Source organism: Candidatus Neomarinimicrobiota bacterium, from assembly GCA_034716895.1.
Lineage (GTDB): Bacteria > Fidelibacterota > UBA8477 > UBA8477 > JABMPR01 > JABMPR01.
Genome location: JAYEKW010000027.1, coordinates 1 through 16,157 on the forward strand (window position 1 = coordinate 1; position 16,157 = coordinate 16,157).

General features: G+C 43.8%; 14 protein-coding genes. 6 read left to right on the forward strand and 8 right to left on the reverse strand.

Annotated features, from left to right (window positions below; genetic code table 11):
* Positions 1 to 169 precede the first annotated feature (169 nt).
* Entirely contained in the window at positions 170 to 1,015 is an 846-nt protein-coding gene (locus tag U9Q77_02090; protein MEA3286154.1) for a DUF4405 domain-containing protein, read from the forward strand.
* A gap of 486 nt (positions 1,016 to 1,501) precedes the next feature.
* Here the strand turns inward: U9Q77_02090 and htpG are convergent, their stop codons facing one another.
* Positions 1,502 to 3,388, reverse strand: coding sequence for a molecular chaperone HtpG (gene htpG / locus U9Q77_02095; GenBank protein MEA3286155.1), 1,887 nt, complete (start codon positions 3,386 to 3,388; stop codon positions 1,502 to 1,504).
* Positions 3,389 to 4,151: 763 nt separating this feature from the next.
* Here htpG and U9Q77_02100 point away from each other — a divergent pair.
* From U9Q77_02100 to U9Q77_02110, 3 genes are all read left to right on the forward strand, one after another.
* On the forward strand, positions 4,152 to 6,545 hold the full coding sequence (locus tag U9Q77_02100) for a T9SS type A sorting domain-containing protein (protein ID MEA3286156.1): 2,394 nt from the start codon (positions 4,152 to 4,154) through the stop codon (positions 6,543 to 6,545).
* 167 nt (positions 6,546 to 6,712) lie between these two features.
* Positions 6,713 to 7,033, forward strand: coding sequence for a hypothetical protein (locus U9Q77_02105; GenBank protein ID MEA3286157.1), 321 nt, complete (start codon positions 6,713 to 6,715; stop codon positions 7,031 to 7,033).
* 58 nt (positions 7,034 to 7,091) lie between these two features.
* Positions 7,092 to 7,961, forward strand: a complete 870-nt coding sequence (locus U9Q77_02110; GenBank protein ID MEA3286158.1) for a hypothetical protein — start codon at positions 7,092 to 7,094, stop codon at positions 7,959 to 7,961.
* A 72-nt stretch (positions 7,962 to 8,033) separates the two neighbouring features.
* On the opposite strand, the gene U9Q77_02115 is transcribed toward U9Q77_02110, so the two are convergent.
* Together U9Q77_02115 and U9Q77_02120 are read right to left on the reverse strand one after the other, a co-directional pair.
* Positions 8,034 to 8,936 carry an oxidoreductase gene (locus U9Q77_02115; GenBank protein ID MEA3286159.1) on the reverse strand — a complete coding sequence of 301 codons (903 nt, stop codon included), beginning with the start codon at positions 8,934 to 8,936 and terminating at the stop codon, positions 8,034 to 8,036.
* Positions 8,937 to 9,180: 244 nt separating this feature from the next.
* Entirely contained in the window at positions 9,181 to 9,795 is a 615-nt protein-coding gene (locus U9Q77_02120; GenBank protein ID MEA3286160.1) for a YtfJ family protein, read from the reverse strand.
* A 310-nt stretch (positions 9,796 to 10,105) separates the two neighbouring features.
* Here U9Q77_02120 and U9Q77_02125 point away from each other — a divergent pair, with 310 nt between their 5' ends.
* Together U9Q77_02125 and U9Q77_02130 are read left to right on the forward strand one after the other, a co-directional pair.
* Entirely contained in the window at positions 10,106 to 10,378 is a 273-nt protein-coding gene (locus U9Q77_02125; protein MEA3286161.1) for a type II toxin-antitoxin system Phd/YefM family antitoxin, read from the forward strand.
* 4 nt (positions 10,379 to 10,382) lie between these two features.
* Positions 10,383 to 10,715, forward strand: coding sequence for a type II toxin-antitoxin system RelE/ParE family toxin (locus U9Q77_02130; GenBank protein ID MEA3286162.1), 333 nt, complete (start codon positions 10,383 to 10,385; stop codon positions 10,713 to 10,715).
* Positions 10,716 to 10,828: 113 nt separating this feature from the next.
* Here U9Q77_02130 and U9Q77_02135 read toward each other — a convergent pair whose 3' ends face one another.
* The 5 genes from U9Q77_02135 to gatD form a co-directional block, all read right to left on the reverse strand.
* On the reverse strand, positions 10,829 to 11,317 hold the full coding sequence (locus U9Q77_02135) for a hypothetical protein (GenBank protein ID MEA3286163.1): 489 nt from the start codon (positions 11,315 to 11,317) through the stop codon (positions 10,829 to 10,831).
* Positions 11,318 to 11,452: 135 nt separating this feature from the next.
* Positions 11,453 to 12,238 (reverse strand): acyl-CoA dehydratase activase, encoded by a 786-nt coding sequence (locus U9Q77_02140; protein ID MEA3286164.1) that lies wholly within the window; start codon positions 12,236 to 12,238, stop codon positions 11,453 to 11,455.
* A gap of 1 nt (position 12,239) precedes the next feature.
* The gene (locus U9Q77_02145) at positions 12,240 to 13,553 is read right to left on the reverse strand and encodes a 2-hydroxyacyl-CoA dehydratase (protein MEA3286165.1); all 1,314 of its coding nucleotides are present in this window, start codon (positions 13,551 to 13,553) and stop codon (positions 12,240 to 12,242) included.
* Entirely contained in the window at positions 13,550 to 14,650 is a 1,101-nt protein-coding gene (locus U9Q77_02150; protein ID MEA3286166.1) for a 2-hydroxyacyl-CoA dehydratase family protein, read from the reverse strand. The genes U9Q77_02145 and U9Q77_02150 overlap by 4 nt, the downstream gene beginning before the upstream one ends.
* A gap of 155 nt (positions 14,651 to 14,805) precedes the next feature.
* Positions 14,806 to 16,157, reverse strand: a 1,352-nt coding sequence (gene gatD, locus U9Q77_02155) for a Glu-tRNA(Gln) amidotransferase subunit GatD (GenBank protein ID MEA3286167.1), incomplete at its 5' end; no start/stop codon positions are given.

The following is a 16,157-nucleotide window of genomic DNA, read 5'->3' on the forward strand; positions in this document are numbered from 1 at the left end:
CTGACAATATAAAATCTCTAACAGTCACTGAATGTACAGTTGCATGTGTATTAATTATAACAGTATGTGCTGAACAGCAAGCATTGACATGATCTGTTGGCACGGCTATTGGACTATGGGTATAATGTATGAGTGATTTTTAAAATATTAGAGCGAAGGAAATAGTCAAATGACAGGTTTTAAACGAAAATTCAACTGGCGCAGCTTTATCAGTCTCTACATGACTTTCTCAGGTATCATTATTGCGGTTTCGGGGGCGATTCTTTACATTGGGCCACCAGGACGGATCGCAAACTGGAGTCGTATTCCAATCCTGGGACTCGAGAAATCCCAATGGCAGGCTTTACACACGATCTTCACCTTTCTCCTCTTGATTGCCATGCTGTTTCATATCTATTTCAACTGGAAACCGCTCATGGCTTATTTGAAAACCCGAAGAAATCAGAAAATTAAAATACGATCAGAATTATGGATTTCAGTCCTGGTGACAGTTGTCCTGTTCGGGTTAATTCTAACTGAAATACCCCCATTTACTACCGTGCTGGATTTTGGAGAAAGCATTAAGGATAGCTGGGCTACCCAGCAGAATGAACCCCCGGTACCCCACGCAGAGGATCTAACCCTGAAAGAATTGGCTCAAACTATAGATAAAGATGTGGTCATTTTACTGTCTAATCTGTCTGCCCATGGAGTAGATGCGCATCAAGATCAAGTGGTTAAAGACCTTGCAGTCCAATACGGCACTACACCCAGTACACTTTTAGAGCAAATGAAACTACAGAAAAAGAAATCAGAGACTGCCAGTATGCAGGGGAGAGGCTATGGGCGCATGACGGTAGCAGAAATGTGTTCCCAGCTTGAGGTGGATCCAGAACAGGCGCTCCATAGATTACAGGAAGCAGGAATACGAGCCTCAAGGGATGAATCGATAAAAAACCTGGCCACTGATAACAATATGCGACCAAGTGACTTGGTGGATATCATTTCAGGAATTCAGCGAGACCATTTTTATTAGTTATCCAGGAGGTCAAAGATTGAAGGATCCCCACTTGCAGTAAGATATTATCCTTAAAGTGGGCTTTTACACTGGCGTTCAGAAAGACAAAAGCAGCCTCAAATAAAACAGCCCCTACCTTCGGATAATTCAAAGCGTGGAGGCTGCTTGATACTATCAAACCGGCCCATGTTATCCGTAAGTATATTTTACATATATAGCCACAAAGTCACTAAGGCACTATGTTCTATAAAATCCCTGAATGGCTCTTTGAGCCTTTGCTTGTCCGGCGCAGCTCTTCGAGCGAAGATGGATGTCTTCGTGGCAAAAGAACTTACACTGCTGCGAGGTGATGACTCCTGATGCATACGGCTATCTCAGGCCAGCTAAATATCTATACTTTTCGTTTGTAGTTAATGACCTACCCTTGCGAAGTTCTTTAGAAATACATTTCGCAAAGAGCCCTAAAAAGCTCAGTATTCTTAGTGCTTTCTGAAGTTATTGCTTTTACAAAGACTTGGTCAGAACCTCATTCAGGCGTTTGACGAAGGCTGCCGGGTTTTCCAGTTTCATACCTTCCAACAGCATGGCCTGTTCGTATAACAACTCAGTGGCATTGTCGAAATCCTTGGACTTGCGCATATCCTTCATCTTTTTCAGGATGGGATGATCCAGATTGATCTCCAGGATCGGCTTTGCATCAGGCATGTCCATCTGACCCATGGCTCGCATCATTTCCTGCATTTGGAAAGTGGGATCTTCCGCATCTGCCACCAGCACTGAGGGTGAATCAGTGAGACGGGATGAAACTTTCACATCCTTGACTCGGTCACCGAGCACCTTTTTAACCTTCTTGATGAATGGTTTGAGTTCCTTCTCAATGGTTTCAGTATCAGTTGGCTCATCGTCTTTTTTCAACTCATCGCCAGCATTACTGCGATTCACTGACTTAAAATCATGGTCACCAAATTTGGCTGCACCAGGAATGATAATTTCATCGATCTCATCATCAGCGATGAGAACTTCAATATCTTTTTTGGTGTACATTTCAATCAGAGGTGAGAGACGCAAAGTGGCTTCATTGTCACCGGTGATATAATAGATACCCTTCTGATCTTTCTGCATTCGGCTCACATAATCTTCCAGCGTGGTAAAGCCATCAACCTTTGTAGATTTAAAACGAACCAGCTTTTCCAAAAGTTCACGATTATCCCGATCCTGGTAATAACCCTCTTTAATGGGACGACCGAACTGTTCGTAAAATTTGAGATAGTCCTTGTCCTTTTTGGCCAGCGACTGGAAGGACTTTAATATCTTTTTCACAGATGCTTTCCGGATGTTATCCAGGATACGATTCTGTTGCAATATCTCACGACTTACATTCAAAGGCAGATCTTCTGAATCGATGATTCCCTTCACAAAACGCAGATAAGTTGGCAGAAGTTCTTTTTCATCATCGGTGATAAAGACCCGCTTCACATAGAGTTTAACACCAGGTTTGTAATCAGCATAGAAGAGATCAGCAGGGGCTTTTTCCGGAACGAAAAATAGCGTGGTGTAATCCAGAGTACCTTCAGCCTGAGTATGGATATGCAAAGCTGGATCTTGAAAGTCATTGGTGAAAGTCTTATAGAATTCGTTATAATCCTTCTTTTTCAGACTACCTTTAGGTTGCTTCCAAAAGGCAGTTGCATCATTGACCTGCTCTGTTTTTAATTCTTTGATCTCTTTTTTATCATCACCTTCACCATCAAAAGTACTTTCTTCGTATTCAAGGTTGATGGGAAAAGCGATGTGATTGGAATATTTCTTCAGAATTTCAGTAATAGACCAGCGGTTGGCGTATTCCCGGCCCTCTTCATTAAGATGCAGGGTGATCTCAGTTCCAGTCTCTTTTTTGACAGTTGACTCGATCTCAAAACCGCTCTTGCCGTCACTAACCCAACGATAGGCGTTTTCTTCACCAGCCTTGCGAGTGATAACCTCGATCTCGTCAGCTACCATAAAACAGGAGTAAAAGCCCACCCCAAACTGACCAATGAGGTTGGAGTCTTTTTTGGCATCTCCAGTGAGTTTGCCCAGAAAGTTTTTCGTACCGGAACGGGCAATGGTACCCAGATGTTCGATCAGATCTTCCTCATTCATACCGATCCCGGAATCTTTGATGGTGATGGAGCGACCCTCATCAGAATCATTGAAAGAAATATCAACCCGGGGGTCAAAATCGATTTTCTTGAATTCATCCTGGGTCAGGGTTAAGTATTTCAGCTTGTCCAGAGCATCTGATGCATTTGATACGAGTTCACGTAAAAAGATCTCTTTGTGGGAATACATTGAATGAACAATGAGGTGCAGCAATTCATTCACTTCAGTTTGAAAAACATGTTTTGTCATTTTTTATAAATCTCCATTATTATTTATAGTTTCATATCAAACAGATTCTTTTTTACCTGAATAATTCATAGCCACTAAGTCACCAAGACACAAAGTTTAATAAAATATATGCTTATCAAAAATTATCACTCACAGATGTAAATAATACTGTTTAAAATGACCTTGTTCATAACTTTAATACTTTTCGTGACTTAGTGTCTTCGTGGCAATAATTCATGAATAATGCAGGTTTACAACGAATCTGACGAAATTTACGAAAAAAGCCTTTAAAAATTCTCATTAATCAGGACCGTTTTACTTGGTGAACCGTTTGAAACGTATTTGGAACCGAAAATGGTATAATTCCTTTTGGACATCTAGAGCGGCCTCTGTAATCTTGTTTGTTAGGTCTTTATGCAATATGGTCATGGATATAGGAAGGTTCTTTTGTGTCAGAGAGGCAATTATAATATATTTCGTCTTCTTCGTTCTATTCGCTGTAGAAAAATGTACAGCTTAGTAATAAAAAGCGGCGAGAATATAATTCGTGAAAGAGGTGCTTCAAGACAGAATTCACAGAGTGGTCGGTGGGCCTTGAGCAATACCAAAAGGTGACGTTGCTCACAAACCATCCAGTTTTAGTTGGTTTGCATTGAAATTCAGGTCTTGTGTTAAGTGTATCACGTATACTTATCAGAGCTTTTCTATATTCCTGTTGTTTAGGAATGGTTATTAAATGATATATGAGAATGAATTGTCAAAGTAAAGTTTGGAGAAAGAAATAATGAAGAAGTTACAACTCATATTTGGTTTTGGAATGTTGTTGAGTCTCGCTGGATTTTCCCAGGAAGCCCCTCAGGCAGAGCCGGTTTATGGTGGTTATATTGAAGAATTACATGCAGCACCGCTGGATGCAAACACGACGAGAATTTATGCCTCTACCATGAGTGCTAATTCCATGTTCTATGCTGATGTTGATCACTCCGGATCGAATCCCCTTTTTAGTGGTTGGAATACCGTACCGGACCTGGATTGGGATGATGATTTTGGCGTATTGCGGGCTTTTGCCAGTGATGCCTATAGTGGTTACGTCTTTGCTGGTTTGCAAGGGGGTGGTGTGATTGCAGCATCACCTCTCGCCGCTTCCATATATACCGTTGATAGTGTCATGATTGAAGCCATTCAAGCTCGGGATGGCCATTTATTTTACCAGGTTATGGGTGGCAGTGGTCAGGATATATTTTTTGCAGATATCGATGCATCTGGCGGAGTGGGAACCATTCAATCAACCACCATAGCCATTGCCTCGTGGATGCCTCGGTTTCCTGTTCAGATCGTCATCAGTCCTTATGATGAATACCTCTATGTCTTTGTTCCTGAGGAACCACCTCTGCTTTATAAATCAAGTGATGCTTTTCGCTCATTTAATACATCAACAACCTTTTCAACGGTCACGACAACAGATCTAGCCAGTACAGGCTATGAATATTCTTCCTTTATCGTGGCTCCTGATGGTCACTATTATGCCGCCAGCTACGAAGGAAACTCATCCGGTTATGAAACCCGTATTTCAAGTTCAGATGATGGTGGGACGAGTTGGACAACCCAAATTATTGCTGAAGATGCTGGGCGAGGTGACTTTAAGGCACCGGGGGATTCCGCTAGCTATAACCTCTATTATAGTCGCATTATGTCAGATGATAAGGGCGTTTCCTGGTCCATGCATGGGGGTGCCGATGGAGCGTTGGCTGCTGATCCAAATGATAAAAGTATTGCCTATGTGAGAACCGATTGGGGCATGGGGATGTACGATCATGTCCTATCAGGTGTGGATGAGATCAACGATGGCTTGTTGGCCGTTCAGGTCAATGACTTTGCCATGGATACCAGCAAAACTACCGCCTGGGTAGCTTCAAAATCCGGTATTTGGTATGTTAGTGATTATGGAACCAGCTCCGTAGTCTGGACCGAACCGATCTGGCCGGACTGGGACAGCACACCTTATGATGTAGTAACCTGTACAGCGGGTGCTGATACGGCCTACATGGGCAATTCCAGTGGAAATGTCTTTCGTTATGAAACAGCCAGTGGTGATGTGGATGATCCTATGAGCTATGAGCGAATCTTTGAAGCGCATCAGGATGGTGCCTATCCCTACTGGACCTGGACCTATGGATCCAGAGTTACAGCCATTGCCACTGATAACACGTATGGAAGCGAACGCCTGTTCGTGGGTATCTATGATGCAGAGGACTGGGATGAACCAGATGATTCATTGGGTGGTGTTTTTGTTGGAACACCTTCTGGAACAAGTTGGTCCTGGACTCAGATAACGGGTGGCGATTTTCCAATCACGGGAATCGATGTCCTGGACATTGTCGTAGTCGAAGAATCTGGTAATACGGTAGCTTATGTTGGTGTTGAACGCAATACCACTTACGGAACGGTGAATGGTGTCTATCGTTGTGAAGAAAATGCTGGAAGCTGGACGGTTACCTCAGATTTATTTCTGAGTGCCACTTATCCAATCGCAGCTACTATTATGGATTTGTACGTTTCAGAAAGTGATACGATCTTTGCTTGCGGAACGGATGCCTCCGGAACCAGTGTCCGCTCCTATAAAAAGGCGGTTGGCGATACTTACTGGGAGTCATTGACCTCATCGGGTCTGGTGTACCCAAACGCTGCCAAGGCCATCACCTATGATGAGGTCAACCATGATCTCTATATGGCCATCGACAATATTATTTACGTGTTTGAAGAAGGTGCCATTGCCTGGGCCGTTTACTATGAATATCCAGTTGGTACAGATATCCAGTTTATTTATTATGATGATCTGTTGGTGGGGACTGGTGTTGGGCTCTTTGGTCATGAAGCGGTAACAAGTATTGATCCTATGCTGGAGGTCAGACCATTGGCCTATCAGTTGGAGCAAAATTATCCCAACCCATTTAATCCAAGTACAGTAATTCGTTTTAAGATTCCTGTGAGTGCCCAGGTCGAGTTAACGATCCATGATTTAAGAGGTCGGGAAGTAGCCCGCTTGGTAAATACTTTTCAGCCTGCGGGGTCACATCAGGTTACGTTTGATGGTTCAACCCTTTCCTCAGGTCTCTACTTCTACACCCTTATGGCTGGAGACGTAAAATTAACGAAGAAGTTGATGTTGATGAAATAATCACAAGGATATTGTCCTTAAAGAGCCTCCGGAACCGCTCGAAATGGCAGGCCCACGGCAATTAGCTCTGGGTAGCTTAGAGAAACTAAGTCCTCCAGGGACAGAAAGGCGCAGAGTGATCTGCGCCTTTCTGTTTGGTCCGCTAGTATCAAGGATTAGTTTAAGAAATGTCAAAATTATTTTATTTTCTTGATCCCAAGGGAATTCTACTAGGGGAAACAAATTTTAACAATCCTAAAGTGCTGTGGTGCAAGACCGATACACCTGAATTGGAGAAAGCCATACAGGCCAATCTCAAAAAGAATAACTCGCAGTTCACTGTTTCGATAACTGCTTACATACTTTCCATAACCACTATTGATAAGGCCATGAAGGTCTGGAGTGATGGCAAAGCTACCAGGCAAGATTTTACAAATAACCATATCGTGTTTATTGAAGAGAATAAAAATTATTTAGCGCAGATTTTCAATAATATTGTAACATCATAAGCTAGTCGTAAATTACATGACCAGCCGTTGCATAACATCATTAAACTAAAGGAACATCATGCAACCCAGTCACGAAAAGATGATGAGAGACATCCATCGTATCATCGATAAGGAAAGACCGAAAACTGAAGCAGAGATGAATGCTTTAATGGACCGGATCAACAGTGGGGAGTATCCAGTTATTGAAGATGACGAATTAAGCATCGCTCAGCAAGCGGAAGATTTGGTCTCTGAAGCTTATGAATACCACCCAAGAGAAGGTCGGCGCAAGGCACTTGAAGCCATAAAACTTGACCCGGATTGTATTGCAGGTTATGAATACCTGGGTCTAAACGAAATCTCAAGCTCCAAAGCGAAAGGTTATTACAAACGGGGGATTAATATTGGTCGGCGGATATTCGGGGGTGAATTTCTGGAGGACAATCGCGGGTACTTCTGGGGTATCCATGAAACGCGCCCCTTCATGCGCTGTCTTCAATATTATTCGGATTGCCTATATACCGCCAGGCAGATTAGAGAATGTGTCACCATTCAAGAGGAATTGATTGATCTGAATCCCAATGATAACCAGGGGGTTAGAGATTTACTCCTACTGTACTTGATTCAATTGGGTGATATTGAGAAATTTAATAAGTATGCTGACCTGTTCCCTGAAGATATCGGAGCCTACGCTCTCTTTAATCGAGCCCTCCTTGCCTTTAAAACAGAAGGTGACAGTGAGATAGCCAATGCAAAACTACAAGAAGCGGTGATGGAAAATCCCCACGTGTCAAAAAAAATACTTTCTCACAAGCCGGTAAAAGGTTTAGCTGAGCATTATGGTTTGGGTAGTGAAGAAGAGGCCGATTATTATGCCATGTATGCCCGACATGTCTGGCGCAATACCAGAGGTGCTGTGAAATGGTTGCTGAAACATCAAGGTAAATGAAATACCCCTACGGCACCTACGATCATCAGAAACCCGCGATTTAAATCGTTGGTTTCCGTCCAACCAACATCATCAAATCTGAAATTTCACTCCAGTCAGTTCCTCAGAAATAGTCCACAACTTTGCAGCGATATCCACATCATGTGATAATTTATTGGAAGAAACCAGCTTGGGATACCCTCGCCATTCAGACATACCTGAAGGCCCGTAATAGTTTCCACTTTTTGCAGAGGGCTCTACAGCAGCCATGAGGGTCGGGAGGGCACCCATAGGACCATCTTGAGCAAAAATAGTGTTGAAAAATTGAATCACAGCCCCTTTGGCCAGGTTGCTGGCTGTTAATCCGGGATGGGCGGCTGTCACCACGATTGAATCACCGGCAGCCTGAATTTTTCGAGATAACTCATAAGTGAAATAAAGATTAGCAATTTTGCTGTCACCATAAGCCTTCCAGGCCATATAACGACGTTTCCCCCAATTGAGATCATCAAAATCAAGCTTACCCATTTTGTGAGCATTGCTGCTTACGTTTATAATGCGACTGTTGGGTGTTGATCTCAGCTGAGTGTAGAGTTGGGCTGTCAGGGCGAAATGCCCTAAATGATTGGTACCGAATTGAGATTCGAATCCGTCAACGGTTTTGCCGTAGGGTGGCACCATGATTCCGGCATTGTTGATCAACAGATCGAGCTGTTGAAAGTCTGCATTGAATTGATCAGCAAAAGTTTTTACAGAGGCCAGATTGGCAAGATCCAAAAGACGTACCGAGAGCTTGGCTTTTGGAAGCTCTTTTTGAATTTGAGCTATGGCTGTCTCGCCCTTCTCCTGATTTCTTACCGCGAGAATGATTTCAGCATTTTTCTCTGCCAGCGCTTTGGCAGCTTCGAAACCGATTCCACTATTGGCCCCGGTAATGATGATGACCCGACCACTTTGGTCAGGAATATTTTGGGTGGTCCATTTTGATTTTGACATTTTTTATCCTTTTCGTAGAGTCAGAGTCTATTCGAAAGCTATCTATTGAGTTTTCAGTTCAATCTTTCTGACAGCCCTAATTAAATAAACATTTGCTTGTAACAAGGGAAAAGAATCTTGCGAAGGGTAATACCAATTTGGAACTAAAAATAGTATTATTTCTGATTGTATTTGTCAGGGTGAAAAAAGACCGCTCCAATCCTGAAGCGGTCTTTTAGTAAATGCAGCGAGGTTAAAGTAGAGCTTATCGGTTGGAGCCGCCCTCTGGAGGGGTCATTTCAGGGTCTTCAACTTCGACAGCTTCTTCAACTTCAGGTGCTGGTGGATTGTTCAGTAGATCAATTTCAGCATCGATCAAGCTGATCATTGTTTTAATATCAGCAGCTGATAATTGACCTTCAACAGCAAAGATTACTTTACCGCTGGGATCGAAAACAGTAATGTTGTTTGAGTCGTCTGCCAGACCCCAGACTTTTCCAACCTTGTTGTCAATATCTCGTACATACACGGTACTGGGATAATCTTCCTGTTTACCGGAAAGGATCATATCGATGGCAAAATTTGGTTTCCAGGTAGCGGCCATATTGATGATGGCAGTTGAACCATAGATATCATCCGGATAATCTTCAGCTTTCAGGGCTTCAGTGGCAGCATTGTTCAGATCACTCTCATCGGGATCAGCATGCACCACAACCCAAACTTTTCCAACTAGTTCATTACTGCTCCAGGCAGAATCATCAACTCTACCGCCTTCATCGCCGGAGAGAGTAAGCAGAGGCGCATTTTGGCCCACGGGCAGCCCTGCAAACAAACCGATACTTAACAGTAAAAATAAAATACTGAGTGATACTTTTTTCATGTTGTTTTCCTTTTTTATGATTGATATGAGAAATGGTTTTCTCAATTGATTTCCATAGAAGCGACTATTTCTGTATAGAAAATTGTGGATGTCATGTCATACTTGTTGCCAGTTCACTCTAGTATAGGAGTGTTTAAATGTTGTGCAAGTTATTAAAGCTATTACAATCAGTGAACGGGGCCGTTGATCAAAAGAAGAAATGGCGAGGAATGATGGATAAAACTTGATACATTTATAGTGGGTTCCGAAACGCAATACTTGTATGCGACCAATATACAAACCATATTATAGTCATATAAATGGAGACAGTATGAAATACAGTAAAGCGATAAAGCCAATCAGCTATTTAAAAGCTCATGCATCGGAAATCATTCGTGATGTAAGTACAAATCATGACACAATGATTATCACTCTAAATGGAGAGGCAAAAGCCATACTTCAGGATATTGAAGTGTATGAACAGAATCAAGAGAGTCTGGCTCTTCTAAAGATTTTGGCCCAAAGTTCTGCAAATCTTGGAAAGAAAAAGTTCAAACCTGCTACAAAGGCTTTTGCAGACATCAAGAATAAGTTGCATCGTTAATCCTATGGTCAAAACCTATGAAGTCTACGTTATTGAAGATGCGGAAAAGGACTTGTTTGATATTTACTCATATATTTCCCGGAATGATTCCATAGAAAGTGCTGAGGATATTTTTGATGCAATTCAAAAGAGCTGTTTGAGTTTGAGTACCCTTCCTGCGCGTGGACATGTCCCACCTGAACTGGAAAGGGTTGGAATATTTGAATACTTGGAGATTCACTTCAAACCCTATCGAATTATTTATCAAGTACGAAAGAATGAAATATTCATCCATTGTATTTTAGATGGGAGACGATCTTTAGAGGAGCTTTTACAAGAAAGGCTAATAAGAGTCTGATGGGATTTTTGATAAAATACCAAATTGACTTCATATCCAAACACGATGGGTAGTACCACCAGATACATCAGGACGCTTTTTATGTTTGGTGAGAGACCTGGGTAAAATTCGGGTTAAATCAACGCCAATAACTTGGTCTTTTGCTTCAAGTATTCTTTTTTGGTCAGGAGTTGACCGGACTGCATGTGGTAAAGTGTTTCGATTTGATCGATGATCGAATCTGTTGTTGGTCCTGCCGCATCCGGATTAATGGACATCCCAATTCTGTTTAGGAGTGTTTTCTTTGCTCGGCTAAAATCTTTTTCAGTGATCATACCTCGTGATAACAGATCACTCAAAGACACAATATCTTTAGCGATTTGATCTACGGTTAACATGACCAGATTTGTTGGGTAAGTTGTGGTCTTTTGAGTGGTAATAATGAGGGGTGTGTAATATCGATAGGGTTGGTAATGTGAGTAGTAAGGAGTGTAGCGCGAGGCATACCAAGAGTTATGATAGTGGTGGCTGGGATAGGGTCGGGGGTGGTGACGCCGACGGGGGTTTGCTTGAATCAATGTAATGGCTAACAATATCAGGATTGTAATTCGACCAAGTTTCATATGATACCTCCAGTTTTCGTATGTTCTTTGACGCTGAAAGTTCCTGATTGGTTAAGAAGCGTTGACAGTCCAAAGTACCCATGACCAGACACGAATGGCACATAATAGTTACTGATACCCGAATAAACTTATAGACTACCGACGATAGCCTCGTCTGGCGATATGAGCAGCGCCTAAAGCACCCACTGTTTGAGGGTTGTCTGGTACATTAAGTTTCTGACCCAGTTTTTCTTCCAACACGACAACCAGCCCTTTGTTATTGGCTACGCCTCCGGTAAGTGTCACTTCACCTTGGATTCCAATGCTGGTCACCATGCTCCAAATTCGATTAACAATGGACCGCTGCAAACCATTCACGATCTGTTCCCTGGGCGTATGTTTAGCCAATAACGAGATAACCTCACTCTCAGCAAATACGGTACAGGTGCTACTGATCTGAACTGTTTCACCCTGGACATGTAGAGGATCACTCAGCTCATTGAGACCCAGCTCCAGGCGGTCAGCCATTACCTCCAAAAAACGACCCGTACCAGCGGCACATTTATCATTCATGGTGAAATCCAGCATACGACCATTTTCATCAACCTGGATCACCTTACTATCCTGACCCCCAATATCAATAACGGTTCCAGTATTGGGAAAGAGGTGATGGGCGCCCACTCCATGACAACTGATCTCAGTAGTCTTTCCCGTGGCAAAGCTCACTGAACTGCGTCCATAGCCCGTCGCCGTGATGGCTTTGACCCCAGTTTGAGTAAGGAGGGCTTGTTCCAGCGCCTGTTCAAAGGCCTGGTCAGCTGCTGCTCCATTGATGCCTGTTGGGATCACTATCTCTGCCAAGGAATTTCCCTCCTCATCAATAATGACCACATCAGTACTGAGGGAGCCAACATCTACTCCGGCAAAAAAAAGACCAGACATGTCAAATATCCTCCAGGGTTTCGCAAAAGGCTTCTAAACGGGTTTGGATCTGCTGTTCCGACCAGACCCGTTCGTCTGCAATATCTGCGTCCAGGATCACAGCAGGGAGGTTCAAGTCTTTACTTAACGCTTTTCTAAGATCGAATTGACCCACCGAGTAGGGTTTACAACTGCGTGTGGAATGCATAACCATCCCATGAACCGAAAAATTGGTAATCATTTTTTTCATGAGGGCCAGTCGATGTTTCATGTTGTTGTTGAGGATGATCTGGCCATAGGCTTGAGCCATGGAGGTCCAGGGTTTTTTTACATCCAGTAATCCAGTAGTCTCCGCCCAGGCATTGGTATAGGTGGCTGTGACAAAATTCATATTGCGCTCGGCAAAAAATGTAGCGAGAAAACGTACTTGATACCAAACCGCAATGTTATCCCAGATCAGTCGGTATCGCTCATTGGTAATGGCACCAATTCCCAAGTGAACCCGTTCTTCAACTTCCTCCTGAAGAATATGATAATAGTCTTGAGCCACGGGTAATCCACGCAGAGAAACAACGGGTGCTAAATGGCCAAAGGCATCAAAGATGGTCATGGGGGCTGGTTTAGCCTGCATTGATTCAAGAATAGCCCCCCAGGTTTGCGAGCTTTCCTGAGAGCGTTCCAGAATAATCTCGAACTGCTTAAGGTCGAAGATTTTCCCTGTAATTTGCTCCAGAATGGGGATCATGTCCTGGAGTTGTTGGGCCATGTAACGAACATCAGCTGGGGTTTGTTCAATCGCCACAAAGGGTGCATCAAAATGGATGAGGGGGATATCTAATTCATGGGCGATGGCTTTGTACCAGTAGAGCACCGTCTGACAGATGTTGTTCGAACAAAAGAGCAGGTCTGGTTTAGGCAGTTTTCCCGCTGGGCTTTTGCCAGAGATGAGGTGTCCCAGATCGATGCGGGCGTAGGAGCACAGATCCTGACTAAAACCACCACTCTCAGCGATACCACAGTATTCAGCCCCCTGTTTTTTGGCGCCAATCAGGGCAGAATGATTTTCCGGATAGATCGTATAGAAATCGAAGGCGCGGAGTAGCTCAACCGGGGCACCACTGGTAACCCAGGCTACTTTCTTGGCACCAGGGACATAGCGGGCCAGGAAATAATGCCGACTTAAAATCTCTTTGAGGCGTTTATTGGTTTTTAATGGAGGTCCAAAAGCTGGAGAAACAGGCCGGTGACGCCGTTTTTTTAAAGCTTGTAATGACATGAGTGCCGGGGCACCCAGGTCCTTCATGAATTGATATTTTAATTTTCCGGTGAGACTCAAACCCGTACCTCTTCAGTTAACATTTCAACAAAGGCTTCAACGCGGGTTTTATCTTGTCCAGAGAAGCCAGGCTGTAATTCAGTTTCCAGAGTCAAAAGGGGGTTGCCGGCTTGTTTTAGGTTTTTCACCAGGAATCGGTGATCAAAAAGTTCGGGTTCACAGAATTTTACGATATTGAAGAGAACACCATGTGCTTGACTTTCAGCGATCATTTTCTGGAGATAGTGAATTCGTTCTTCCAGACCACTCACCCGGGTGGAGCAGGGAGGCAAGAGGAAATGGCGATCCGTTAGATAATCAAAAGGATCTTCCGGGATATCAAGCGGGGTAATGGGAACTCGACGACTGCCAGCCAGTAGATCTTCGGCAACAATGGTAACCCCAAGATCATCCAGGAAAGTCAGGATGACGTTATGGGGCGGTAATATCCCGGAGAGCAGTAATCGCCTGGTCTGGTTATGAACAGCTTGATCTTGAATCATTACTTTATCAAGAATATTAAGATAATCCTCTGGTCTAAGATATTCACCAGCTCGTAGAAGTTGGAAATACTCCACATTTGACAGGTCCAGTTGATCTGATAGACGAGCAGTTTGAATTTCAAGACGGCGACTATCGATCTGAAAGCCCAATTCACAGACTGTTGCCAATTTTTTCTGATCCAGTGGCCCGTGTTCTACTTCCAGAATAGTTTTAAAGTCTGTGATCAGGTCGAGATAGAACTGTCGGGTTGCTTTATTGAAAGTCCCCTTGGGGTTATAGAAAGTATAAACAGAAGCCGGGATGCCGATGAGGTCTTTTACCTGGGTGGCCAGATTTTGGAGTGAATCACAGGTATGGGGGAACAGATAGCCGGCATTGATGATGTCAGGCTCTTTTAGGATAAATTCCAGGCTACGCTTCACAACAGGACAGATAGTAGCCTGTAAATGGGCATTTGCCCTGAGAATTTCGCCGGGAGGATCCCAGATCTCAGCTGGCAGGATATCAAAAGCCCACAGCAGTTCCTTGGGGTACAGAGCGGGCAAAACCCCCATGATCTTCTGACCATAATTGGCTTGTTGCTGGAGATATTCTTTCCGGTTGGGGATCATCATTTGATATTACTTAGTCGACGATGATTTTAGTCATTATTTTTTTGACACGAAGAACACTAATTTTCACAAATGAATACGAAGAATAATAAAGGCAAGGGGATCGTTAGGGAAAACCTCTGTCTCTGCGCTCTTGCGGTTTTTAACAAGAAACAGCGCTATTTCCTAAAGTTCCTCACAAAGCCCTCAACTTCGGGGACGCCCCCCTGGTAGACCAGATAACCGTTATAGGGTTCCCGTTCGGTGATATCATCATTAATGGGCGTTAACATCATCTCTTTGATCTTTTCCACATCACCAGTTTGTCCCATTGTCCAACCCAATTTGACCCAGGCCACTTCCGGAAGCATGTTTCCCAGAGGAACCACACCAAGTGCCATCATATCCCGACCGGTATCATAGACGAACATGTGGGAGTAACCCCAGAGCGTCTGCAGGGTCATAAAGACTGAGACACCCTCTGCTTGGGCACGTTTCAGCGCGGGATAGAGTTCTTTGTTCACGTGGCCCAGACCGGTACCTACAATGATGATCCCCTTATATCCAGCATCGATGAGGGCTTCCATAACCTCTGATTTCATGTGGGGGTAATAATACATCATCGTAACCTTCTCGTTGAAGGTTGGGATAATCTTGACCTGCTTATCTTTCCGGCGGGGTTTGTATTCTTTTTTAATGATATCCAGCCCCTGACGGGTGACAGTAGCCACTGGCGTGTCACCGATTGTACGGAAGGTTGAGCGGTAGGAACTGTGCATTTTGCGGACCCGAGTTCCGCGATGGAGAAAGCCATATTCATCTGAGGTAGGTCCAAACATACACACCAGTGTTTCGGCAATATCACCACGACCAGCGGCGTAGGAAGCATGAATCAGGTTGAGAGCTGCATCAGATGAGGGTCGGTCAGAAGAACGTTGTGAACCAACTAAAATAATGGGAATGGGGGAATCCTGAACCATAAAGGATAGTGCGGCAGCCGTATGATGCAATGTATCAGTACCGTGTCCGATCATGATCCCATCGGTTCCGTTGGCAATTTCTTTGCCGATGCTTTCTGCCAGAATTTTGTATTGATCGGGTCCCATATTCTCACTGAAAACGGCAAATAGTTTCTCGGTGTCAATGTTGCAGATATCAGCCAGCTCAGGCACAGCGCCGTAGAGTTCACCGGGCGAAAAGGCCGGGATCACAGCTCCGGTGCGATAATCCAGACGCGAGGCAATAGTGCCACCAGTGCCAAATAGTTTCACATTGGGTTTATTATCCGAGTAGGGGAAGGCTTTTTCGGGAATTTTGTAATTGGCTTTTTGATAACCCGTTTCCACCATTTTCTCGATGGTGACGATATCAATTCCGATATTGTAACCGGTTTCGATCTTCAGGACGATATGTTGGTCATCATCATTCTCAGCCCGAGGGAGAACCGTACCCTGAAAAGTGCCGCGGGTGGTATTGATCTCAGCTTGGCCCCAGACCCGAACATTGAATTTCTGTAAGATCTCCAGTGCAG